This is a genomic window from Gordonia sp. VNK1, from assembly GCF_040049135.1.
GTDB lineage: Bacteria > Actinomycetota > Actinomycetes > Mycobacteriales > Mycobacteriaceae > Gordonia > Gordonia oleivorans.
The window spans coordinates 162041-185060 of record NZ_JBDZDJ010000010.1 but is presented as its reverse complement, the minus strand read 5'-3'; the positions used below and the strand labels follow the sequence as shown (position 1 = coordinate 185060).

Here is a 23020-nt window from a genome sequence, read left to right as displayed (position 1 = left end):
TTATGCGGCGACCGACGCACCGGGCCCGACGGGTGAGGCACTCACGGACCCCAGGGCCCGAGAAAGTTCCGGGTGCACGCTACGGGGGAACCCCGATGTGGTTCCCCTCGCCCGCTCCTACCGTGGAACTCACACGATGATTGATCACCGATCACGAAAGGAATTGCCCGATGACCACCGACTACTCACCCACCCGACTGTCGCAACCAACGCCGGAGCGACGACTCACCCGATCGCGCAGCGACGCCTGGATCGGCGGCGTTTGCGGTGGAATCGCCCAACGCTACGGCTGGGATCCCACCCTGATCCGAGTCCTGTTCGTCGCCTCGATTCTGCTCCCCGGCCCGCAGGTGCTCCTCTACCTGCTGTTGTGGATCGTCATCCCCCGCGACCCGGCCTGAGGCCGACAGCAAACCCCGAGGCGCACCGATCACCCGAAGATGACGCGGATCTCCTGATACTGATCGAGCGGCACCGTCTTGGGGTTGGCCAACGCCTGATCGAAGGTGATCCGGGCGATCTCGGTACCGTGCAACGCCACCATGTGACCCCACTCCTTGTCGGCGACGAGATCGGACACAGCCATCCCCAGCCGCGTCGCGAGCACCCGGTCGAACGCCGTCGGCGTACCACCCCGCTGGATATGCCCCAACACGGTAGCCCGGGTCTCGATGCCGGTGCGCTCCTCGATCATCGGGGCCAGCACCTCGGCGATTCCGCCCAGTCGGGGACGGTTGAAGCCGTCGAGGCCCTTGGTCGAGTGCGCGGAATCCATGTCCGGAAGCTTGAACCCCTCGGCCACCACCACCATCGGTGACCGGCCACGATTCTTGACGCTGGTCACCCACGCACAGATCTGATTGATGCTCTCCGGCTGCTCCGGGATGAGGATGGCGTGGGCGCCGCCGGCGATGCCGGAGTTCAGCGCGATCCACCCGGCGTGACGGCCCATCACCTCGAGCACCATGCAGCGTTTGTGCGAGTTGCCGGTCGTGCGCAGCCGGTCGATGGCCTCGGTCGAGATCTCGACGGCCGTGTTGAAACCGAAGGTGTAGTCGGTGGCGTTGATGTCGTTGTCGATGGTCTTGGGGACGCCGACGATGTTGATGCCGTCCTCGTACAACCGCTTCGCCGCCGACGCGGTGCCCTCACCACCGATGGCGATCACCCCGTCGATGCCGAGGTTCTTGAGCACCTTCTTGATGTTCTCCGGACCGCCGTCGGGCTCGGAGTACGGCCCGAAACGGCTGGTCCCCAGGATCGTGCCGCCCTGATTCGACAGGCCACGGACCACGCTGCGGTCGAGGTCGATGATGTCGCCGTAGACCAGCCCGTACCAGCCGTCGCGGAATCCGACAAACTCCTGGCCGTAGACGGTTTCCCCTTTGAGGACGGCTCCACGGATCACCGCGTTGAGTCCCGGGCAATCGCCGCCGGACGTGAGTATCCCGAATCGCTTGGCCATACCGCTGAGTGCCTCCTGCCGCGTCTGATTCCGCGAACGGTTGTCCCGTCCCCGAACAGCACTCAATCTAGTGCGCTGGGAGCACTCGTGCCGGACGTGCGATGGCCCGCCTGAGCGTCGAACACCTCACTTGAGACCGTTCTCATAGGCAAACACGACGGCTTGCGCACGATCACGCAATGACAACTTGGCCAGCACACTGCTCACATGCGTCTTCACCGTCTGCTCCGCGACGAAGAGTTCGGTGGCGATCTCGTGATTGGACTTCCCGTCGGCGACAAGGTCGAGCACCTCACGTTCACGCGGCGTCAGGATGTCGACAGCGTCGGATCGAGGTCGACGGGGACGCCGATCAGTGACCTCGCGGATCAGCCGCCGGGTGATCGACGGGGCGAGTAACGCCTCACCGGCGGCGACCACCCGCACCGCACGGACCAACTCGTCTGCGGGAGCGTCCTTCAACAGGAACCCGGAAGCGCCGACCCGCAGGGCCTCGTACACGTAGTCATCGATGTCGAAAGTCGTCAGCATCAACACCTTGGTGCGCCCGGAAGCCCCGTCGGCGGGGAGTTGCGCGCCTGCCGGCCCGCCCGATCCGAGCGACGCGCCCGATCCGAGAATCCGGGCGGCCGCCCAGATTCCGTCCTTGCGCGGCATCCGCACGTCCATGAGGACGACGTCAGGTTTCACGCGTCGACATACCTCGAGCGCCGCCACGCCGTCGGCGGCGTCGCCGAGAACCGCGAAATCCGGTTGCGCGGCAAGTAACGCGGAGAAGCCTTGACGAACCATTGCCTGGTCATCGGCGACGACGAGCGTGATCGGCACGGCCGCAACGCTACCCGAACACCGTGGCGAACCCACCCGGTACCTCGACGACACCGCGGCCGGCAATGGCCGGGATGTGCGCACGCACCACGAATCCGCCATCGCGAGTGGGATGCGCGGTCAGCCATCCACCGACTGCCCGTGCCCTATCGCTCATGCCGGTGATCCCGACACCCGCGCCGCCGAGATCGAGCGGTGCGTCGGTACCAGCCGCGTTCGCCACCGTCACCTCGGCGCCCGTCACTTCGGCACCATCGTCAGCAGGCGAGAGGGTCACCGCGATCGGGGCGCCGGGCGCGTGTCGTGTCGCATTGGCGAGGGATTCCTGCACGATGCGGTAGATGACCAGCGCCGATGACTCCGCGAACTCCGCATGATCAAGCGTGTTTGACACCGTCACCGACGCCCCCGCCAACCGCGTGTGGTCGAGCAGCGAATCGATATCGGCGAGACCCGGATTGGGTGCCGCACTGGCCTGTGTCCCGTCGAGACGCAGGACACCGAGAAGTTGCCGGACCTCATCGAGCGAGTTTCGGGCGGCCGACGCGATGGCATCGAACTCGGCAGCGGCGGCATCGCCGACATCGGGAATGCGGTAACGCGCAGTCTGCGCCATCACCACCACCATCGACATCCGGTGTGCCACAACATCGTGCAGGTCGCGGGCAATGCGGGCCCGCTCTTCGAGGACCGCGGTCACCGATTCGGCCGCCTTGGTCTCCTCGGCACTGACCGCCAGTTGCCTGCGGGAGCTGAGCAACCCTCTGAGCAAGGCAACGACCACCGCCATCGATGTCACGCCGAACACCCACCCCACTCGGACGGTGGGAGGGGCTGCAAGCGCGAACGCTGCTGCCGACACCAACCACACCGGGGCGAGGTACCGCAACGGACACCGCAGATACGCCACGAACGTCAGCACCAGCAGCGCAATGATCTGGGTGACCTGAATCGTCCACGGCCAGCCATTGGCGGTGGGCACCAGAAACCCGATCAGCTGCGCGGCGATCACACAGGCCGCCCACCCCAACAGGGGCGCCGCCCATGCAAGGGCCAGCGGCAGCGTCGCCATCGCCGCCGTCACCGGCAACGCATACGACGGAAGGTCATGCGTCTCCGGCAGCGTCGGCCATGCCACGGTGAACAACACCACCGCAAAGATCAGGAAGAACCAGTTGACCGGCGACCGTAGATAGGCGCGGACATCGGGATGTTGTACCACCGGCAGACCCCGGATCTCCGTGGCGGCCGCGCTGCCGATCTGACGAACTACGCGCAAGAACATGTCACTCACCTCCCGCTCCACGCTAGAGGGTGCGGACCTCGGTGTCGTCATACCGCAGAGGGAGATGCGGGTGATACCGGGTAGCTACCTCGCACGTCACTCCCCGCTCCGACGTCGTGAGACAGAACCACCGCTGCGACCGATGTGTGCAGGCGTGTGCGATTCCTAGCGTCGAGAACCATGACCTTGCAGCATGACGATGATCCGAACGCGTCCGTAGCACCACACCCACCGGACCATCACCGACCGGTCCAACGCCGACACCGTGTCATGCGAATCATCTTGTGGAGCTTGTGTCTGCTTGCGGTCGCCCTCATCCACACCGCGATTCGTGTTCCGGCAGCAACGGCCGGCGGACAGTTGGCCGATCTGTCGACCGCGCGCAATTCCCCGGCCGCCACGTCGGCGGTCGACGCCCTGGTCGGCCCTGACCCTGCCCAGACCCTTCGGTACCTACCTCCGGATTTCGCACGAGTGATCGGCTACCGACCACTCTTGGCGGATGGATACCCGGTCAACCCGACCGGACGGTGCTCCTCACCGGTACCCTTACCGTCGAGGTTTGAACCACTCTGCAAGACACACGATTTCGGGTATGATCTGCTCCGCTACAGCGCACGGGCCGGTGCGCCGCTGCCGCCGTCGGCCAGACTCGCCATCGATCGCATGCTGATCGATCGCATGCGCGCCGACTGCACCGGAACTCCTTGTGCCGCCGCCGCGGAGGCCAGCCGAATCGGATTGGCCGTCAACACCTGGCGCCAGAACGGCGAAGCCCCGGTCTCACGAGAGTCGTTGTCGCACATCGTGATGACGACACTGTGGAAGGCTGTCGCCGGAAACCTTGGTGTCATCGGCGGTGAACGATGATGGCCGTGCGGACTTCGCGCGCCGTCGAGGTACCGCATGCTTGCGTCCCGATTTCGGCCGCACTCGGTCTGATCATCGCCCTGTGGCCCGGCTCGCTGCCTCGCTCCACGGGCTCCTCGGCAGCCGTCGTCGCCGGATGCGTAGGAATCGCCACGATCGCGGCACGCCTGTCCACGTGCCGACGAACCGCGGACTCGTCGCCACGCCGACGCCTGATACCGGCGGTCGCCACTCTCGCCGCGGCCTCCACCGTCAGCGCCAATGTCGCGTGGCAGAACACCATTCGCACAGATCTCGGTGTCGCATCGATCGGCGTGACGTACTGGTGGATGATGCTCGGGACTGCCGTTGCCACATTCGCGATCTCCGTCTGGACGTCACGTCGCGCCGTCGTCATCGCCAGTCTGCTGACAGCCGTCGTCGCGGGCTCGATCGCCCCACCCGCCCAGGCGGAAGCGGCCACTCATACCGACCACCCACCGACTGACACCGACACAGCGGCGGCCGCGATCACTCGACAGTGGGTCCGCAGTGGCGGGCTCGATGGCGCCGCTGTGGTGATCGCGGTACCGACCGGCTCCGGCTGGGTCGACCCCCAGGCCATCGCCGAGATTCAGGATCGATTCGGCGGCAGCCAGATTCGTCCCACGGGTCAGCTTCTGCCCGCACGCCGGATTCCACCCGGCGGCCGGCACACCGGTGTCGCCATACTCACCTTGCCGTATGCGGATGCATCGTCATGGCGGGTGTTCCTCACCGACCCCGATGCGGCCGCGCGCAGCGCGATCGCGCTGTTGCGTCACGTGCTCGACGCGCGTGATCGCCGACCCGGTGGTGCGCGTCTGCCCCGCGTGTATCTCTACGGGCAGAGCCTCGGCGCGCTGGGGGCCGATCGCGCCCGGGCATGGGCCGAACGCACCCACCCCGGTGCGGTGAGTGCGACCATGCTGGCCGGGGTACCGGCAGACAGTGTGGACACCGGTCGATCGTCCTCGCCGCGCACCATCGTGGCCAACGACTCCGACCCGGTCACCCGCTGGTCGGTGCGATCGCTGTGGCATCGACCCACGCCACCGGACGGAACCCGACGGGTGGGCAGGCCGGTGCACAGGCCGCCGTGGCTGCCTGTCGCCTCATTCATTCAGGCGTCGGCAGATCTGCTGGCGTCACTCGACGGGCCGGTCGGAACCGGTCACCGTTATGGGCGCGAGCAGATTCAGGCGATCGGGCCGCGCGCCGCCTCATAGGCCGCGCCCACCCGGTACAGCCGGTCGTCGGCAAGGGCCGGAGCCATGATCTGCAAACCGACGGGCAGTCCGTCGTCCGCGGACAGGCCCGACGGCACCGACATCGCGGCCACCCCGGCGAGGTTGACCGGCAGCGTGCACAGGTCGAACAGGTACATCGCCAGCGGATCGTCGACCTTCTCCCCGATCGGGAAGGCGGTGGTCGGGGTGGTCGGCGAGACCAGGACGTCGACGGATTCGAATGCCGCGGTGAAGTCGCGGGCGATCAGCGTGCGCACCTTCTGCGCCTGACCGTAGTAGGCGTCGTAATAGCCCGCCGACAACGCGTAAGTGCCGATCATGATGCGGCGCTTGACCTCTGGACCGAATCCGGCTTCCCGGGTCAGTGCCATGACCTCTTCGGCGCTGTGGCGTCCGTCGTCGCCGACGCGCAATCCGTAGCGCATGGCGTCGAAGCGTGCGAGGTTCGACGACACCTCGCTGGGCAGGATCAGGTAGTAGGCACCCAGCGCGTAGGTGAAGTTCGGGCACGACACCTCGACGACCTCGGCGCCCCGCGCGGTCAACTCCGCGACGGCCTTCTCGAAGGAGCCCAAGACCCCCGCCTGATAGCCCTCACCCTGCAACTCACGGACCACACCGACCCGCACACCGGCGAGATCGCCTGCGGCACCGGCGCGTGCGGCGCCGACCACATCCGGGACCGGAACGTCGATCGAGGTGGAGTCGCGCGGATCGTGACCGGCGATCACCTCATGCAGCAACGCGGTGTCCAACACGGTGCGACCACACGGACCGCCCTGATCCAGCGACGACGCGCAGGCAACCAGTCCGTACCGCGAGACGGTGCCGTAGGTGGGTTTGACGCCGACCGTCGCGGTGACCGCGGCCGGCTGCCGGATCGAGCCACCGGTGTCGGTGCCGATCGCCAGCGGCGCCTGATACGACGCGAGCGCCGCAGCGCTGCCACCGCCGGAGCCACCCGGAATCCTGGTGGTATCCCACGGATTTCGGGTCACCTGATAGGCGGAGTTCTCGGTGGAACTACCCATCGCGAACTCGTCCATGTTGGTCTTGCCGAGGATCGGGATGCCCGCGGCACGCAGCCGGGCGGTGACCGCGGCATCGTAGGGCGGCACCCAGCCTTCGAGGATCTTCGATCCGCAGGTGGTGGGTGCGTCGGTGGTGGTGAAGACGTCCTTGAGTGCGATCGGCACACCGGCCAGCGCCGACGGCGCCTCCCCGGCCGCGATCGCATCGTCGGCGGCCTTGGCGGCGACCAACGCCTCCGCGCCGCTGACGTGCAGGAATGCGCCGAGTTGATCGTCGATCTCGGCGATACGGTCGAGGTGGGCCTGGGTGACCTCCACCGAGGAGACCTCACCGGCGGCGATCTTCGCGGCGAGGTCGGCGGCGGACAGACCGGTGATCTCGTTCGCGGTGCGGGTGGCGGATTCGGTGCTCACTGCTCTTCCCCCAGGATCTGCGGAACGGCGAAACGGTCCTGCTCGACGGCCGGCGCACCCGAGAGCGCCTGCTCGGTGGTCAGGCCGGGCACCACCTCGTCGGCGCGCAGCACATTGGCCAGCTTGGCCGGGTGGGCGGTCGGCGGGACATCGTCGGCAGCGACCTCCGACACCTGGGCGACGTGCGCCAGGATCGAATCGAGCTGCGCGGCGTAGACGTCGAGCTCTTCGTCGTCGAGTGCCAGTCGCGACAGCCGCGCGAGATGGGCGACCTCCTCGCGGGTGATCGCGGACTCTGACTGCCCTGACATGTCGATCGTGTCCTTTCTGACCTGGCACTCGAAGACGAGGGCGCACCTCATCCGCTCCTCGGCACAGTGCCGACAACGCCATCAAGCCTAGACGCCGCCGCCGGCGGCGGACTCGGCACGGTCAGTGCAGCCACCTGGAGAGGCGGGCGGTGATCCACGGCAACACCAGGTACACCATCAGCGGCGTGTTGATGAGGGTGCCGATCAGCGTTTTCAGGACGATGTGCACGCCGTCGAGGTGGGCGAGCACCAGCACGTTGATCAGCAGGGACATCGGGAAGAACCCGAGCCAGATGGTGATGGCCTGCTTCCAGCGTGGCGGTGGCCCACCGACGACCTTCACCGCGTTGGTGAGGTTGTGCTGCGGCTCGAACCACCCTTCGATCCCGGACAGCCGGTGCGTCGCGTACTCGACCGCCACACCCTCTCCGCGGGACAACCACGCCTTGCGCACCGGCGACGAATTCCAGTCGTCGAGCGCGCCCTCGTCGGCGAATCGGTAGACGACGTAGTACTCGTCCGGTTTCCTGGTCGACCGCAGCCAGCCTCCGCCCAGGAATCCCGGGAAGGTGCGTGCCAACGCGATACCGGCGTCGGTCCAGGTCACGAAGTCGTGTTCGCGGCCCGGCTGGATGCGGCGGGCCACCGACGTCGTGACGTGTGGGGACTCGTCGACCGCGTTCTCGGCTGGATCCGTCATTCCCCCATCGTCACGGCTGCACCGGCCGGACGCACGTTCGCTGCCGACAACCGTGAACGGACCACCTCGTCCCTCGTCGACGTGATCGACGTCACCACCGGGCATCCGCCGGCGGCGCACCGCCCCGAGCACGCCACGCCCGCCGGTGCGACAATGCTCGTCGTGTCGTACCTCCTACGGGTCTACCTCCAAGACCGCCCGGGCAGCCTGGGTCTGCTCGCCGTGCAACTGGGATCGGTGGGCGCCGACATCCTCTCCCTGGAGGTCGTCGAACGCGGTGAGGGCTATGCGGTCGACGATCTGGTCGTCGAGGTCGCGCCGGGATCACTGCCCGACGCGCTGATCACCGCCGCCGAGAAGGTCAAGGGCGTGCGGGTCGATTCGATTCGGCCGTATTCGGGTGTGTTGGACACCCATCGCGAACTCGAACTGGTCGACAAGGTCGCCACCGCCGGCAATGACCGACTGCAGATCCTGGTCGACAACGCGCCCCGCGTGCTCCGAGTCTCCTGGGCCACCGTCATCACGCGGGCGGCCGGCGGCGTCCTGCAGCTGTTCGGGAGTTCGGGTGCGCCGGAGACCCCACTGACCACGGCCGATTGGCTGCCGCTGACCACTGCGACGCAACTCGATTCGGAGGCCGAGTGGGTTCCGCAGGCGTGGCAGGACATGGACACGCGGATGGCGGCGGCGCCGCTGGGTGACGGTGCGAAGGCAATCCTGTTGGGCCGCATCGGCGGTCCCGATTTTCGGCCGTCGGAGATCGCGAGGCTCGGATACCTCGCCGGTATCGTCTCGACGGTTCTGCGCGCCGAAAGTTGAATTACAGCGGGTGACCCCAGCCGATTGAGCCCGGTGGGTTGAGCACAGCCCCTTGCCCCCGGCCAGAACTGCGCCGACAATCGCAGGGTGGTCGAGATCGCATTGGTCCGGGGTGACATCACCGTCGAATCGGTGGATGCCGTGGTCAATGCGGCCAACTCGTCGTTGCTCGGTGGTGGCGGCGTCGACGGGGCCATTCACCGTCGGGGTGGTCCGGGGATCCTCGCCGAATGTCGGGATCTGCGCGCCACGCGATTTCCCGATGGCCTGCCCGCCGGGCAGGCCGTGGCCACCACCGCCGGGCGCCTGCCTGCGCGGTGGGTGATCCACACAGTGGGCCCGGTCTACTCGGCGCACCAGGACCGGTCGGCGATCCTCGCCTCCTGCTACCGCGAATCCCTGCGGGTCGCAGACGAACTCGGTGCGACGTCGGTGGCGTTCCCGGCCATCTCCACCGGAATCTACGGGTGGCCGATCGACGACGGAGCCCGGATCGCCGCGGCCACGGTGCGGGCCACCGACACCTCGGTCACACAGGTCCGCTTCGTGTTGTTCGATGATCGCGCCTTCGACGCGTTCAGCGCTGTCACGAAATGAGCTGCCACAGGACGAGCCGTGCCGAGACATGGTGTGCCGAGACATGTTGTGCCGCAGCGATGTTCAACTCGGTTCGGCGTCACCGGTTTCCAGCGTCACCGGTTTCCAGGAGTCGTTTGAACCCGTCTTCGTCGAGGACGGGCACACCGAGTTGTTCGGCCTTGTCGGCCTTGCTGCCGGGTGAATCCCCCACCACCACATAGTCGGTCTTCTTCGACACCGACCCCGACGCCTTCCCGCCGCGGACCAGGATGGCCTCCTTGGCGCCGTCGCGGGAGAAGTCCTGCAGCGATCCGGTGACGACGATGGTCTTGCCCTCGAGTGTGCGGGCGATCGACTCGTCGCGTTCGTCTTCCATGGACACGCCTGCGGCACGCCACTTGTCGACGATCTCGCGATGCCAGTCGACGCCGAACCAGTCCCGGATGCTGGTGGCCAGGGTGGCCCCGAGTCCCTCGACCTCGGCGAGTTGTTCGGCGGTGGCGTCCTCGATGGCCTGGAGCGAACCGAATTCGGTGGCCAATGCCCGTGCGGCGGTCGGCCCGACGTGGCGGATCGACAGGCCGACGAGAACCCGCCACAGCGCAACGTGTTTGGCGTTGTCGAGGTTGGCGAGCAGCCGTTTCCCGTTGGCCGACAACGCACCGTTCTTGGTGGTGAACAGGGTGGTCTTGATCAGGTCGTCGGCGGTCAGCGAGAAGAGGTCACCCTCGTTCTTCAGGACCCCGGCCGATAACAGTGCCGTCGCCGCCTCGTATCCGAGTGCCTCGATGTCAAAGGATCCCCGCCCGGCCAGGTGGAACAGCCGCTCCCGCAACTGTGCCGGACAGCTTTCGGCGTTGGGACATCGGATGTCGACGTCGCTGTCCTTCTCCGGGCGCAGCGGCGCACCGCATTCCGGGCACCGATCGGGCATCACGAACGCGCGCTCGCTGCCGTCGCGGAGGTCGACGACGGGGCCGAGCACCTCGGGGATGACGTCGCCGGCCTTGCGGATGGTCACCGTGTCACCGATGAGCACGCCCTTGCGTTTGACCTCGGACTCGTTGTGCAGGGTCGCGCGCGCCACCGTGGAGCCTGCCACCAGCACCGGGTGGAGCACGGCATACGGCGTGACGCGCCCGGTACGTCCCACGCCCACTTCGATTCCCAGCAGTTTGGTGGTCACCTCTTCGGGCGGATACTTGTAGGCGATCGCCCAGCGCGGGGCCCGCGACGTCGCCCCCAGCCGGCGTTGCAGCCCGAAATCGTCCACCTTGACGACGATCCCGTCGATCTCGTGCTCGACGTCGTGGCGATGCTCACCCCAATAATCGATCTTGTCCAGGATCGCCTGTGCGCCGGTGAGTTTGGTGGTGTGCGAGGAGACGGGCAGGCCCCAGGCTCCCAACGCCAGATACGCGTGGTGCAGTGAATCGGGCCGCCATCCTTCGGTGTGCCCCACCCCGTGGCAGATCATCCGCAGCCGACGGCGAGCGGTGATCTGCGGATTCTTCTGCCGCAGCGAACCGGCCGCGGAGTTGCGGGGATTGGCGAACGGGGGTTTGCCGTCGGCCACCAGCGACGCGTTGAGCGTCTCGAAATCCTCGACCCGGAAGAACACCTCTCCACGCACCTCGAGGACGTCGGGGACGGGATACTCCGGTGACGCCGTCAGCCGTGCCGGGACGTCCTCGATGGTGCGGGCGTTGAGGGTGACGTCCTCACCGGTGCGGCCGTCACCACGGGTGACCGCGTGATCGAGGACCCCATTCCGATACACCAGGGCCAGCGCCACGCCGTCGATCTTGAGTTCACACAGGTACTCGACACCGGCACCGACCTCGTCCTCGACGCGTGAGACCCACGTCCGCATCTCGTCGGCGTCGAAGACGTTGTCCAACGACAACATTCGTTCGAGATGGTCGACCGGGGTGAACGCGGTGGAGAATCCGCCGCCGACGAGTTTCGTCGGCGAGTCGGCGGTCGCCAGCTCCGGGTGCGCGTCCTCGAGTTCTTGCAGTTGGCGGAGGAGCCGATCGAACTCTCCGTCGGAGATGACGGGGGCGTCCTTCACGTAGTAACGGAACTGATGCTCACGGATCTCTTCGGCGAGCGTCGACCATTGCTCCCGGATGCCGGGATCGATCGGGGTCTGCTCCTCATCTGCCACGTCATGAGGGTATCGGAGCCCCCCGACAGACCTCGTCGACCTCCGGCCGCCCGCCACTCACCCGGGGTCAGTGCACCGCGCGTCGCCCCATCAGTGCGACATACCCCGCGATCAGCGCCGCGGCGACGGCGATTCCCACGATGAACGGGATGACCTTCCAGCCGCCGTTGTCGTTGCTGTATCCGAAGAGCGAATAGCAGATCCAGGACCCGATCAGTGATCCGGCGATCCCCAGGACGATGGTCATGATCACGCCGATCGCCTGCTTGCCCGGCATCACCAGTCGCGCCAGTGCTCCGATGATTGCGCCCACCACGATGGCGCTGATGATGGTCATGAACATGGCCGCCTCCTTCGTTTGTCCTACTCGATGGCGGACCACGCTCGCTGCTCGACGTGATCTGTTCGCAGCCTACGTCCGCGTCTCCGCTGTGGCGAGGACCTCGGGAATCCGAGACCGCACTGCAATGTCACCCGATTCGCGTACGGTACGGCGCAAGAGGTTCCGGCCCACGCGCGGAGAGGACACCCATGCCGCATCCGATCATGTTCGACGACGCCGATCCGCACCTGATCCGGGTCCGCGAGATCGCGCTCGCCCTCCCGGACACCACCGAGGTTGTCGCACACGGCCGCCCGACGTTCCGGTGCGGAAAGATGTTCGGCAACTACGGCGGCGGTGAGAAGGGCGGGCCCCGGCATGATCAGTCGTTGCTGTTCATCCCCGACCCCGCCGAGCGGGACGCGCTGAGCGCCGATCCGAGGTTCTTCCTGCCCGCGTACCTGGGCCCCTACGGGTGGCTCGGGATCCTGCTCGACGACGATGCCGATTGGACCGAGGTCGCCGAACTCCTCGACGCGAGCTACCGGCAGATCGCCCCGAAGCGTTCGGTCGCCAAGCTGGACGGCTGACGATCACCGACCGTAGGTGCACGCGCAACTCCCACATGCGCACCATGCATTCCGCGCGGGTGGGAGCAGAACGCGCAGCTACCGCGGTCGACGGCTACAAGGCGTCCGGATCGGTGGCCAGCAGCTCCCCCACCTGGGCGCAGATGCCGAGGGCCGTCGTCGCCCAGCGTGGGGAGGCGCCCGCCAAACCGCAGGTGGGTGTGACGATCACCTTCTCCGACAGCACTTTTCGATTCAATCCGATGCGGTCGATCACCGCCGCCAGCGACGTGGCAACGGTCTCGGCACCCAGACCCGGCCGTTCCCGCTCCGCCGGAACCACGCCGGCGACGAGCACATCACCCCGGTCGAGGAGCACGCCGATGCCGTCGAGTGTCTCCGCGTCGAGTGCGGCCGCACCGACCGTCGAGGCGGTGGCCGCGCTGATGTCGACGCTGTGGGCGACCCCGGGTACCCGGGCGATCAGATCCCAGCGCGGCGCACCGCAATTGTGGATGATGATCGGCGCGTCGATACCGTCGGCCATCGATTCCAACGAGTTCGCGACGTCGGCGATATGCAGCGGCGGGATAACGTCGAGCCGGGTCAGCGGTGGCACCGTGCCGTCGAGGACCGCACCGATCATCGGTTCGTCGATCTGCACGGTCACCTCCGCACCCAACCGGCGTCGGACCTCGGCGATGTGCGTTCCGATGCCCTCCACGGCCGAATCGGTGAGGTCACGCAGCGCCCCCGGATCGCGAATCGCCCTGTGCCCGTTGGTCAATTCGATCGAGGATGCCAGGGTGAACGGCCCCGCCGCCTGTACCTTGACGGCCCGCCCGGTACCGATGAAGCCCGCGGTATCCCAGATCTCTTCCACCGCATCGAGATCGGCGCCGAGGAAGCCACGGGCGCGACGCACCACCGATGATCCCCGGGTGCCCAGCCGGTAGCCCCAGGTGGATGCGTCGATGGGCATGTCCACCAGGATCGCGGACATCCGCCCGATCATGTCGGCGCCGATGCCGCGGGCGGGAAGTTCGGCGAGATGGGCGAAGTCCAGTTCACCATTGACCACGGCCGCGGCCTGTTTCGGGTCGGTGCCGGGCATGGAACCGACGCCGGTTCCCACGCGGGTGGGCGGCTGGCTCATCGGCCGGTGCTCACCGTGCCGGAACCGAGTGGGTGTCGGCGGGTCGCGTCGACGAGGTCACGCTGATGCGTCCCGAGCCCAGCACGAGGTCACCGCGCTGCGCGTCGGGGAGGTACAGAACCGCCGCCTGTCCGCGGGCGACGCCGGTCAGGGGTTCGGCCAGCGAGATCTCGATGCCGGGGCCGTCGGCGTCGTCGATCGGGGTCGCGAGCGCCGGCGCCATCCCGCCGTGCGCACGCACCTGGACGATGCACTCGAACGGTCCGTCGGGCGTCTGCCCGGAGGTCCACACCGCACGCGATGCCCGGATCGACCACACCTGCAGGTGCTCCTCGGATCCGACTCGGACAGTTCCCGATTCCGGATCGATGTCGGTGACATACCGTGGCCGCCCGTCCGCGGCGGGCGCCTCGATACCGAGGCCCTTGCGCTGCCCGATCGTGAAGCCGTGCACGCCCTCGTGGTCGGCGAGGCGTTCACCGGTGTCGGCGTCGACGACGGCGCCCGGACGGATGCCGATCCGCGCACCCAGGAACGCCCGGGTGTCGCCGGTCGGGATGAAGCAGATGTCGTGCGAGTCCGGCTTGTTGGCCACCGACAGCCCGCGACGTGCCGCCTCCTCGCGGATCCGCGTCTTCGGGGTGTCGCCGATGGGGAACATCGCGCGGTCGAGTTGTTCGCGGGTGAGCACGGCCAGCACATAGGACTGGTCCTTGTCGGCATCGACCGCCCGCCGCAGCTCCCCGTCGGTCAGCTGTGCGTAGTGACCGGTGGCCAGCGCATCGAATCCCAACGCGATCGCCTTCTCGGCCAGAGCCGCGAACTTGATCTTCTCATTGCACGTCAGGCACGGATTCGGGGTCTGACCGGCGGCGTAGGCCTCGACGAACTCGTCGATCACGTCATCCTTGAACCGATCGGCGAAATCCCACACGTAGAACGGGATGCCCAGCACGTCGGCGGCCCGCCGCGCATCGTCGGCGTCCTCACGAGAACAGCATCCCCGCGAGCCGGTGCGCAACGCCCCCGGTGCGGTGGACAGGGCCAGGTGTACGCCCACGACGTCGTGGCCGGCTTCCACCGCGCGGGCCGCGGCGACCGCCGAGTCGACGCCGCCACTCATCGCCGCCAGTACGCGCATCAGCGGGCCTTCCCGCTCGGGGAGGCGACCAGCCCGGCGACGCGGGCCCGTTCGACGACCTCGCCGATCACATCGGCGACGGTCTCGATGTCGGCGCGGGTGGTGGTCGGTGCCAGGGAGAAGCGCAGCGATCCGCGCGCGCTGGCCATGTCGATGCCCATGCCCAGGAGCACGTGACTGGCCTGCGCGACACCGGCGGTACAGGCCGAACCGGTCGAGCATTCGACACCGTTGGCGTCCAGGAGCATCAGCAACGAGTCCCCCTCGCAGCCCTCGAACGAGATGTGGACGTTTCCGGGTAGGCGTCGCTCATCCATCGGTCCGTTGGCGCTGCTGCCCGGAACGTCGAGCAGGATCGCGAACAACTCGTCACGCAGCGCGGCCACCTGACGCATCGACTCGGCCAGTTCCTCGGTGGCCAGCCGCAGTGCGGTGGCCATTCCGACGACCGCCGCCACCGGCTGGGTTCCCGACCGCACATCCCGCTCGTGTCCGCCGCCGTGCAGCGACGGCACGCACGCGACGTCGCGGCCGAGCAGCAGGGCGCCGACACCTTGCGGCCCGCCGAACTTGTGGGCGGCGATGCTGACCGCGGAGAGTCCACTCGCCGCGAAGTCGACCGGGATGTGCCCGACCGCCTGCACGGCGTCGGAGTGCATGGGCACGCCGAATTCCGCCGCGATCGCGGCCAACTCGGTGATGGGTTCGATGGTGCCGACCTCGTTGTTGGCCCACATGACCGAGACCAGCGCGGTCTGTGCGCCGTGCTCGGCGAGTTCGGCACGCAGATCGGCCGGCGAGACGAATCCCTGGGTGTCGACGGGCAGGATCACCAGTTCGGCGCCCTGCGCCTGAAGCCACTCGGCGGCGTCGAGGACCGCGTGATGCTCGATCGCGGAGATCACCACCCGCCGGCGGCGGTCGTCGGCCTGCCGTCGGGCCCAGTAGATCCCCTTGATGGCGAGGTTGTCGGCCTCGGTGCCGCCGCTGGTGATGATCACCTCGGACGGCCGCGCACCCACGGCGGCGGCGATGGTCTCGCGGGCCTCCTCGAGCAGACGACGCGCCCACCGACCCGACCCGTGCAACGACGACGCATTGCCGGGCTGGGCGTGGACGGCATTCATCGCCTCGATCGCCTCCGGACGCATCGCGGTCGATGCGGCGTGGTCGAGGTAGACGGGCACTCGGCTGGCGAAAGACATGTCGATGCCAAGGATAAACGCGTGATCGGCAGCGACAAATTCCTGACGCCGCCACATCGGCGTGGGGACTCGGTCATCGAACCACCTGACCGACGTGGAGCACCCCGCGCGGATCGTGCTGTTCGGCCAGTGCCGACAGCCAGGCGGCGGTGTCCTCGTCGTAGCAGCGGCGGATGTGCGCCGGGTCGTCGGTGGTCGCGAAGTTGGGCATCTCACCGCCGTGCGCCCAGGGTCGTAGCGCCTCGACGGTCTGCACTCCGGCGGCGATGACCATCTCGGCGATCGGTGGGATCAGCACGCCGATCGTGTGCAGGGTGTAGGCGGCGTCGCGGTGGCAGAAGGCACTGGGCACCGCGGGCCGGTCGGCGAGTGCACCGCCGAGCAGCCGCAGTTCGACGATGGTCAGCGGCGAGCCCGACTGCGGTCCCGCGACCCGCAGCAGTTCGGTGGCCGCGTCGTCGGTGAACTCGCGCAGCAAGGTCCCGCATTCGGCAGCCGGCATCGGCGACGTCGGATCGGCGTGGATGGCCCCGACCTGTGCGTAGGGCATGACGCCGACGGCGTCGAGGAGCACCGTGCCGAGGGTCCGCAGCGGCGCGATCAGGTCGGGGCCGTGGGCGAGGTCGCCCACGACGGCGACGCGGACCGCGACGCTGAGCCGCCCGGCCAGCATCGGCGGGACGTCGGGCATCTCGGGCAGTCGGAGGAGCGCGAGGGAGGTGCTCACCTCACGCGGCAGCCCCTGCGCCCAGTTCCGCCAGCCGCGGAGCACGGCGTCGGCGTCCGCGCCGTCGAAGTACAGTGCGCCACCGTAGATCTCGGCGATGGGCGGGAGTTCGATGACCACCTCGGTGATGATGCCGAGGGTGGACTTGCCGCCGCGCAGCCCCCAGAACAGTTCGGGATTGATCTCGGGTGTGGCCTGTTTGACGGCGCCGGTGCCGGTGACCACCGTGAAGGACCGCACGTGATCCGCGGACATGCCGACGGTCCGGACCAGTGGCCCGATCCCGCCGCCGCTCAAGAGTCCGACCACGCCGACGGTCGGCGACGAGCCGCACAGGGGCGCCAGGCCGTGAGGTGCGGCGGCGTCGATCACCGTCTGCCACCGCACTCCGGCGCCGACGCGCGCGGTGCGTGTCTGCGGGTCGACAGTGCAGTCGTCGAGCGCGGCGGTGCGCACCATGATCGTCGCGTCACCGATGACGGTGGCGCCGTGTCCGGTGGCGTGGACGGCGACCGTCATCCCGTGGGCGGAGGCGAATCCGATCACCGCGGCGACGTCTGCCGCGTCGGCGACGTCGACCACCGCCCACGGATTCTGGGCGACGGCGACGTTGAACGTCACCGACGGATATCCGGGGTCGCCGGGACGGTGGACGGCGCCGCGAACGGCGGCCTGCAGCGCGGTGACGTCGGCGGTGATCGGGTCGGCGGCTACGGGGCGAGTCGCCTCGGGGATCGATGACATGGGTTCTCCTGTGTGACTGTGGTCCAGCGGTGCTGGTTGATCGATGCACTCAGAGGATGCGGCGGGTCGGTTGCGCCATTCTTGGAACGTCCTTGGAGCGGGAACCGTCAGCGGATCACGGCGGTGGAACTTGTTGTCCCACCGGCCTCGACGGACTCGGCGAGCAGCGTTCCCGCGGTCGCCGCGACCTGCGTCATGCCCAGGGAGCGGGCCCGGAACTCGATCTCGGCCAGGATCTCCGACCGGTCCGTCGACGGTGGCTGCAACTGTGCGGCGAGCAACCGGCATCGCAGGGTCGAGGGCACCCCACGTCCCTGTCGGGCGATCTGATGCGCCGTGACCAGGGCGTCGTAACCACGTTTCTCGTCGCCGACGAGATAGTGCAACTCCGCGAGGGCCAGGGCGACCGGACCCACACAACCCACGTGACCCAATGCGGCTATGCAGTCCTCGTACGGCGTCAGATGGTCGATGAATGCCGGTGCGAACTCCACCATTCCGAGCTCGGCAACCACGTGCGCCAGGAGGACACCATGGCACAGCGACGTCCAGACCATGGGCCGATCGTCGTCGACCCACATGGTGATCATCGTGCGCGCCAGAGCGCGGTCGCCCTCCGCTCCGGCGATCCGGGCGATCCCCGCGGCGAGCAGGACGGCGATCTTGTTGTCGGTGGCACCCTCGCTGACCCGCCGGGCCCAGTCCAGCGGCTGCAGCCCTTCGGTGTCGACGACCTCGTCGAGCATGCCGCGTTCGCAGGCCAGGGCCATCATGGCCATCCAATTGCTGCCGGCGACATACAGTTCGGTCTGCTCGTGCACCGCGACGGCGGTTTCGTAGTGGCTGCGGGCCAGCGAGAAATCACCGTGCCACGCGGCCAGCGACATCTCCATCCACCGCAACTGCGCCCGCAGAATCGGCAATCGGAGCCTCTCACTGCCCGCGATGCCACGGCGCACGAGCGCCTCGGTCGTGTCGATGTCACCGAGCGTCATGGTCGCCATCGTCAACGCGGCGTCGACGATGACCTCGTCGACGTCGGCGTCGGGGTAGGTGAGCCCACGCAGGGTCTCCGCCCAATTCAGGGATACGGCAGCGTATTCGGCCACGCCGGCGTAGGTGATCAGGCGTGCCAGCGTGACGTCGGCCAGTACATCCTCACCGAGTTGTGCGGCGAGATCATCTGCCGCGGCGAGGAGTTCGGCGGGGACGGCCGGATCGTGGTGATAGCAGTGACCGATCGCCGACGCCGCCAGCACCCGGGCGAGGCTTGCCGGTTCCGTCGCGACGGCGGTCGCGGCCGCGCTCAACGCGGCGAGGAGGCTCTCGTTCTCGTCTGTCGGGCCCATCCACGGCCACGACCCACCGGCCCGGATCAGGCTGCTCGCCAACCGTCCCACGGTGGACCGTGCGCCGGACCGAATCGATTGGTACAGGCGGGTTTCCGCCGTGTCGAGAACCATCTGGAGTTGCCCGGCGCGGGCCCGGGCGGCCAGCAACGCGATCAGCAGGTCATCGCGTGCGGTGGTATCGCCGCCGGGCACCGCCACCGATTCGTGGGTGCGCAGCGCCGCGTCGAGCCAGAATGCCGCGGTCTGCGAATCCCATTGTGCGGTGGCCTCGTCCGCGGCCGCGCGGCAGGCGGCCACCACCTCGACAGCGTCGGCGACCGGACGCGCCTCCAACAGGTGCGCTGCCCGGCGCGGCGCGGTGTCCACCCCACCGGCGGCGGCGAGGACCTCGGCGAATCGCAGGTGGATGCGGCAGCGGCGCAGCGGACGGATCGTCGACAGTGCCTCGTCGCGGAGCAGGGCGTGGGCGAAACGTGTCCGCCCGCCGGTCGCCGCGGCGACCAGGATGCGTTCGTCGACGGCCTCGTCGAGGCAGTCGGCGATCTCGGCGACGTCCCGGTCCATTGCCATGGCCAGCAGGGTCACGTCGATCTCCTCGCCGAGGACCGCGGCATATCCGACCACTTCCAGGACCGCGGGGTCCAGGGAGAGCAGCCGTCGGTCGAGGACCGACCGCACCGCCGCCGGGACCATCTCGCGACGTCGCTCCTCGGGTGGCAGCCGTGCGAACTCCGAGACGAACAGCGGGTTTCCGCCGGTACGCCGGGTGAGGGTTTCGATGTCGGTCGGGCCGAGCGTCTCATCGGCGACGACGCGGACGAGTTCGGCGACCTCGGCGCGCGCGAGTTGCGGCACGGCGATCAGGGTGCCGCCGGCCCGGGAGAACGCGGTGCGCAGTCGCTCGGTGTCGTCGCCGCCCTCGCCGTCGCGGGCGGTGGCGATGACGCGCAGCGGCACGGTGTGCATCACGGTCGTCAGGTAGGCCAGGAGGCGGAGGGTCATCGCGTCGGCCCAGTGCACGTCGTCGACGATCACCGTCAATGATTGCGGCGCCACCGATTCCAGCATCGTCTGGACGTGTTCGTACACCGCGAAGCGGGCGGTGTCGGCGTCGACGCCGGCGGGCACGGTGAGCACGTCGGCCGGTGGCACATCGAGTGCCCGGCACAGTTGCCGCAAAGGCCACCACGCCGGAACGCCCTCCGCGTCGGGACAGCGCACCCACACCACGAGGTCGCCGAGTGCCTGCGCGTGACGGGCCGCCTCCTCGGCGAGGCGGGTCTTGCCGATTCCGGCCGGGCCGCTGAGCATCAGCCATCTGGTGGTCGCAGGACCGTCGAAAAGTGCTGCGATGCGCTCAGTTTGAGCTGCACGACCCACGAGTGGGACGTGGTCGACGGCGTCGTCGACGGACGGGGCTGCCACCGCCACCGGCTTCTCGGCCTCGGTCGGCATGGCCACCTCGGTGGCGCCCGACCAGTGCGGCGCGCGTGGCCAGGCCGCGATGACCGGATCGTGCCGGAGGACCGCGCCCTGCAATTCGATGAGTTCACCGCCGGGTGCCAGCCCCAGTTCCTCGTCGAGGAGCGCCGCGTGCCTGCGGTAGACCTCGAGCGCCTCGGTGGATCGACCGGCCCGATAGAGGGCCACCATGTGCAGCCATACTCCCCTGTCGCGCAACGGGTCCCGGGCACGGAGGGCGACGATCCCGGCGAGCGCGCCGCCGGTGTCGCCGGCGGCCAGCAGTGCGGTGATGTGGGTGTCCTCGACGGCCATGCGTGCCTCGGCGAGTGCGGCCGCCTCGGCCACGATCCACCCCGCATCGGTCCCCTCGTCGCCCAGCAGCTCGCCGCGCCACAGGGCGCGCGCCGCGTGCGCGTCGGCGAGGGCGTCGGCCCACCGGGCCTCGTCCCGCGCCGCCCGGGCGCCGGCGACGAGGTCGCCGAAGGTCATCAGGTCCAGCCGGTCGGCACCGAGGTCGAGTCGGTAGCCCGCGGCGACCCGCTGGATCGGGGAGGTCTCCCCCCGGTCGCCGCGCAGTGCGCGCCGCAGATTCGAGATGTAGGCCTGCAGGCTCGTGGTGGCCGCCGAGGGCGGTTCGTCGCCCCAGACGGTGTCGATCAGACGATCGCTGGAGACGACACCGCCGCGTGCCAGGAGCAGCGCCGCGAGCACCGTCCGTTGTTTCGGTGAGCCCAATTCGACGGGGACGCCGTCGCGTCGTACCTCCAGCGGCCCCAGCACCAAGTACTCCCGCATGCCGGATTCCTCGCTTGCATCGATCGTCCGATCCAGATGTCGCCTATATCCGAGGATTCTAGGCGGCAATGCGTGATCGCGGCGGCCGACCGGGAGAGCTCGTCGGTTGTCGATTCCGGCGGGGATCATCGGTTCACCGGCATCGGGGCCTCGCCCCTCGTGCCGTCGCCCCTCCTGCCGTCGCCCCTCGTACCGTCGCCGGTCGGGTCAAGCTGCGCGGACGGGATGTCACCGGTGGTGGCCCGGGCACTGCGCATGGTGAGCGCGGCGATCACCGCGCCGCCGATCGCGACAGCGGCGCTGATCCACAGCGCGGTGTCGAGTGCGGCCACGAAGTCCGCGGGCGATCCGCCACTCAGCACCGACTGCACCGGGAACACCGCCCCGAGTGCCGCCACCCCGAGCGCGATGCCCGACTGCCGGAACACGTCGTTGATTCCGGTGGCCAGCCCCGCGTCGTCGAGACCGCTCTCGGCGAGCACGATTCCGCTCATCACCGGATTGAAGACGCCGGCTCCGATGCAGGCGAGCACGAAGCCGCCCATCAGGTCCCAGCCACTGCTGTCCAATCCGCCGATGGTCATCCAGGCGAGGCCACCACCCACCGCGAGCAGCCCGCCGGCGATCAGCCGCCACGGCGCGACCCGCCCGAGGATGCGGTCGGTCGCTCCCGCGACGATCAGCATCACCACGGTTCCGGGGAGGTAGACCAGGCCGGCATCGATGGGCGAGAGTCCCACCACTCCCTGCAGGAAGATCGTGACGTAGATGAACACCGCGAACATCGATGCGGAGATCGCGAAGGTCGCGACCTGCGCACCGGCGAAACCCGGGTTGGAGAACAGGGACAGCGGCATCATCGGTTGTGCCACCCGGCTTTCGACGAGCACGAAGCCCACGATGGCGGCGGCGGCCAGACCCAGGGCGGCCAGGGTCACCGGATCGGTCCATCCGCGGGTGTTGGCCTCGATCAGCCCATAGGCGAGTGCGGCCAGGGCGATGATCACCGCCACCCCACCGGCCTTGTCACCGCGTCGCGGTGTCTCGCTGCGGGATTCGTCGACCAGACGGGTGCATCCGATCATCACCACCCCGACCGGGATGTTGATCAGGAAGATCGCACGCCAGTCGAGGGTTTCGGTGAGCACTCCGCCGAGGAGGGGGCCCACGGCGAACGACGCACCGATCGTGGCGCCGTAGGCGGCGAGCGCCTTGCTGCGGGCGGTGGGTCCGGGGAAGGCGGGTGCCAGCAATGCCAGCGATGTGGCGAACAGCGACGCCGCACCGATTCCCTGGACAATCCGAGAGATGTTGAGCAGCAGCATGTCCGGCGCCAACGCGCAGGATGCCGACGCGGCGGTGAACACCACCGCGCCGATCAGGAAGACGCGGCGACGGCCGATCCGGTCCGCCCATGCACCCGCCGACAACACGATGGTGGCCAGGGCGAGTGTGTAGCCGTCGATGACCCATTTCAGGGCGGCGAAGTCGGCGTCGAACTCCCGGGCGATGGCGGGCAGCGCGGTGTTGACCACGGCGATGTCGAGCATGAGCATCGCGGTGGCCGCGCAGGAGACCCCGAGGGTGATCCGCGCAACGAGGCGGGAACGGGTCGGTGGTGGTGTGGTCTGGGGCGGAGTGGTCTGGGGCGGAGTGGTCTGGGGCGGAGAGGTCTGGGGCGGAGTGGGCACAGGGCTTCCTTCGTCGGGCCGGTATGTCGGCCACCACCGTCACCCGATGATCTTGGAACCCTCTTGTCGACTGCTTGGCCGCTCACGTGGCACGGCTTGGACGAGCACCCG

General features: G+C 68.5%; 20 protein-coding genes. 6 read left to right on the top strand and 14 right to left on the bottom strand.

The genetic code is table 11. From position 1 onward, the window contains the following. Positions 1-170 precede the first annotated feature (170 nt). Positions 171-401, top strand: a complete 231-nt coding sequence (locus tag ABLE94_RS14805) for a PspC domain-containing protein (protein WP_348806671.1) — start codon at positions 171-173, stop codon at positions 399-401. A 29-nt stretch (positions 402-430) separates the two neighbouring features. Here ABLE94_RS14805 and ABLE94_RS14800 read toward each other — a convergent pair whose 3' ends face one another. From ABLE94_RS14800 to ABLE94_RS14790, 3 genes are all read right to left on the bottom strand, one after another. After that, complete coding sequence (locus ABLE94_RS14800) at positions 431-1465, bottom strand: 6-phosphofructokinase (RefSeq protein ID WP_348806670.1); 1035 nt, start codon at positions 1463-1465, stop codon at positions 431-433. A 126-nt stretch (positions 1466-1591) separates the two neighbouring features. Next, on the bottom strand, positions 1592-2293 hold the full coding sequence (locus ABLE94_RS14795) for a LuxR C-terminal-related transcriptional regulator (RefSeq protein WP_348809112.1): 702 nt from the start codon (positions 2291-2293) through the stop codon (positions 1592-1594). Between the two features lie 10 nt (positions 2294-2303). Then, positions 2304-3578 carry a sensor histidine kinase gene (locus tag ABLE94_RS14790; RefSeq protein WP_348806736.1) on the bottom strand — a complete coding sequence of 425 codons (1275 nt, stop codon included), beginning with the start codon at positions 3576-3578 and terminating at the stop codon, positions 2304-2306. Positions 3579-3848: 270 nt separating this feature from the next. On the opposite strand from ABLE94_RS14790, the gene ABLE94_RS14785 reads away from it, so the two are divergent. After that, entirely contained in the window at positions 3849-4448 is a 600-nt protein-coding gene (locus tag ABLE94_RS14785; RefSeq protein ID WP_348806668.1) for a hypothetical protein, read from the top strand. Positions 4449-4453: 5 nt separating this feature from the next. Next, complete coding sequence (locus ABLE94_RS14780; RefSeq protein WP_348806667.1) at positions 4454-5695, top strand: alpha/beta-hydrolase family protein; 1242 nt, start codon at positions 4454-4456, stop codon at positions 5693-5695. On the opposite strand, the gene gatA is transcribed toward ABLE94_RS14780, so the two are convergent. From gatA to ABLE94_RS14765, 3 genes are all read right to left on the bottom strand, one after another. Further along, positions 5665-7161, bottom strand: a complete 1497-nt coding sequence (gene gatA / locus ABLE94_RS14775) for an Asp-tRNA(Asn)/Glu-tRNA(Gln) amidotransferase subunit GatA (RefSeq protein ID WP_348809111.1) — start codon at positions 7159-7161, stop codon at positions 5665-5667. The two genes, ABLE94_RS14780 and gatA, sit on opposite strands and share 31 nt — an antisense overlap. Then, positions 7158-7472, bottom strand: coding sequence for an Asp-tRNA(Asn)/Glu-tRNA(Gln) amidotransferase subunit GatC (gene gatC / locus ABLE94_RS14770; protein WP_348806665.1), 315 nt, complete (start codon positions 7470-7472; stop codon positions 7158-7160). The genes gatA and gatC overlap by 4 nt, the downstream gene beginning before the upstream one ends. Before the next feature lie 121 nt (positions 7473-7593). Next, positions 7594-8172 carry an antibiotic biosynthesis monooxygenase gene (locus tag ABLE94_RS14765; protein ID WP_348809110.1) on the bottom strand — a complete coding sequence of 193 codons (579 nt, stop codon included), beginning with the start codon at positions 8170-8172 and terminating at the stop codon, positions 7594-7596. Positions 8173-8325: 153 nt separating this feature from the next. On the opposite strand from ABLE94_RS14765, the gene ABLE94_RS14760 reads away from it, so the two are divergent. Together ABLE94_RS14760 and ABLE94_RS14755 are read left to right on the top strand one after the other, a co-directional pair. Continuing rightward, the gene (locus ABLE94_RS14760) at positions 8326-8994 is read left to right on the top strand and encodes an ACT domain-containing protein (protein ID WP_348809122.1); all 669 of its coding nucleotides are present in this window, start codon (positions 8326-8328) and stop codon (positions 8992-8994) included. An 87-nt stretch (positions 8995-9081) separates the two neighbouring features. Beyond that, on the top strand, positions 9082-9591 hold the full coding sequence (locus ABLE94_RS14755; RefSeq protein ID WP_348809109.1) for an O-acetyl-ADP-ribose deacetylase: 510 nt from the start codon (positions 9082-9084) through the stop codon (positions 9589-9591). Positions 9592-9670: 79 nt separating this feature from the next. On the opposite strand, the gene ligA is transcribed toward ABLE94_RS14755, so the two are convergent. Next, on the bottom strand, positions 9671-11743 hold the full coding sequence (gene ligA / locus ABLE94_RS14750) for an NAD-dependent DNA ligase LigA (RefSeq protein WP_348809108.1): 2073 nt from the start codon (positions 11741-11743) through the stop codon (positions 9671-9673). Positions 11744-11810: 67 nt separating this feature from the next. Continuing rightward, complete coding sequence (locus ABLE94_RS14745; protein ID WP_348806661.1) at positions 11811-12086, bottom strand: GlsB/YeaQ/YmgE family stress response membrane protein; 276 nt, start codon at positions 12084-12086, stop codon at positions 11811-11813. Between the two features lie 188 nt (positions 12087-12274). On the opposite strand from ABLE94_RS14745, the gene ABLE94_RS14740 reads away from it, so the two are divergent. Then, complete coding sequence (locus tag ABLE94_RS14740; RefSeq protein ID WP_348809107.1) at positions 12275-12655, top strand: MmcQ/YjbR family DNA-binding protein; 381 nt, start codon at positions 12275-12277, stop codon at positions 12653-12655. Positions 12656-12749: 94 nt separating this feature from the next. On the opposite strand, the gene ABLE94_RS14735 is transcribed toward ABLE94_RS14740, so the two are convergent. The 6 genes from ABLE94_RS14735 to ABLE94_RS14710 form a co-directional block, all read right to left on the bottom strand. Then, the gene (locus ABLE94_RS14735) at positions 12750-13790 is read right to left on the bottom strand and encodes a uroporphyrinogen decarboxylase/cobalamine-independent methonine synthase family protein (RefSeq protein ID WP_348809106.1); all 1041 of its coding nucleotides are present in this window, start codon (positions 13788-13790) and stop codon (positions 12750-12752) included. Positions 13791-13800: 10 nt separating this feature from the next. Then, on the bottom strand, positions 13801-14931 hold the full coding sequence (mnmA, locus tag ABLE94_RS14730; RefSeq protein ID WP_348809105.1) for a tRNA 2-thiouridine(34) synthase MnmA: 1131 nt from the start codon (positions 14929-14931) through the stop codon (positions 13801-13803). Further along, the gene (locus ABLE94_RS14725) at positions 14931-16136 is read right to left on the bottom strand and encodes a cysteine desulfurase family protein (RefSeq protein ID WP_348809104.1); all 1206 of its coding nucleotides are present in this window, start codon (positions 16134-16136) and stop codon (positions 14931-14933) included. The genes mnmA and ABLE94_RS14725 overlap by 1 nt, the downstream gene beginning before the upstream one ends. Before the next feature lie 73 nt (positions 16137-16209). Then, positions 16210-17607, bottom strand: coding sequence for an FAD-binding oxidoreductase (locus ABLE94_RS14720; RefSeq protein ID WP_348809103.1), 1398 nt, complete (start codon positions 17605-17607; stop codon positions 16210-16212). Positions 17608-17714: 107 nt separating this feature from the next. Beyond that, positions 17715-21218 carry an ATP-binding protein gene (locus ABLE94_RS14715; RefSeq protein ID WP_348809102.1) on the bottom strand — a complete coding sequence of 1168 codons (3504 nt, stop codon included), beginning with the start codon at positions 21216-21218 and terminating at the stop codon, positions 17715-17717. A 125-nt stretch (positions 21219-21343) separates the two neighbouring features. Continuing rightward, positions 21344-22774: an MFS transporter gene (locus ABLE94_RS14710; RefSeq protein ID WP_425476207.1), complete on the bottom strand. Its 1431-nt coding sequence runs from the start codon at positions 22772-22774 to the stop codon at positions 21344-21346. Between the last annotated feature and the right edge of the window lie 246 nt (positions 22775-23020).

Bases quoted from the DNA above. Each gene is read 5' to 3' on its own strand.
- ABLE94_RS14790 (WP_348806736.1), bottom strand. From the start codon at position 3,578: ATGTTCTTGCGCGTAGTTCGTCAGATCGGCAGCGCGGCCGCCACGGAG.
- ABLE94_RS14805 (WP_348806671.1), top strand. From the start codon at position 171: ATGACCACCGACTACTCACCCACCCGACTGTCGCAACCAACGCCGGAG.
- mnmA (WP_348809105.1), bottom strand. From the start codon at position 14,931: ATGCGCGTACTGGCGGCGATGAGTGGCGGCGTCGACTCGGCGGTCGCC.
- ABLE94_RS14800 (WP_348806670.1), bottom strand. From the start codon at position 1,465: ATGGCCAAGCGATTCGGGATACTCACGTCCGGCGGCGATTGCCCGGGA.
- ABLE94_RS14760 (WP_348809122.1), top strand. From the start codon at position 8,326: ATGCTCGTCGTGTCGTACCTCCTACGGGTCTACCTCCAAGACCGCCCG.
- ABLE94_RS14745 (WP_348806661.1), bottom strand. From the start codon at position 12,086: ATGTTCATGACCATCATCAGCGCCATCGTGGTGGGCGCAATCATCGGA.
- ABLE94_RS14765 (WP_348809110.1), bottom strand. From the start codon at position 8,172: ATGACGGATCCAGCCGAGAACGCGGTCGACGAGTCCCCACACGTCACG.
- ABLE94_RS14725 (WP_348809104.1), bottom strand. From the start codon at position 16,136: ATGTCTTTCGCCAGCCGAGTGCCCGTCTACCTCGACCACGCCGCATCG.
- ABLE94_RS14720 (WP_348809103.1), bottom strand. From the start codon at position 17,607: ATGTCATCGATCCCCGAGGCGACTCGCCCCGTAGCCGCCGACCCGATC.
- ABLE94_RS14785 (WP_348806668.1), top strand. From the start codon at position 3,849: ATGCGAATCATCTTGTGGAGCTTGTGTCTGCTTGCGGTCGCCCTCATC.
- ABLE94_RS14735 (WP_348809106.1), bottom strand. From the start codon at position 13,790: ATGAGCCAGCCGCCCACCCGCGTGGGAACCGGCGTCGGTTCCATGCCC.
- ABLE94_RS14715 (WP_348809102.1), bottom strand. From the start codon at position 21,218: ATGCGGGAGTACTTGGTGCTGGGGCCGCTGGAGGTACGACGCGACGGC.
- ABLE94_RS14740 (WP_348809107.1), top strand. From the start codon at position 12,275: ATGCCGCATCCGATCATGTTCGACGACGCCGATCCGCACCTGATCCGG.
- ABLE94_RS14710 (WP_425476207.1), bottom strand. From the start codon at position 22,774: ATGCTCATGCTCGACATCGCCGTGGTCAACACCGCGCTGCCCGCCATC.
- gatC (WP_348806665.1), bottom strand. From the start codon at position 7,472: ATGTCAGGGCAGTCAGAGTCCGCGATCACCCGCGAGGAGGTCGCCCAT.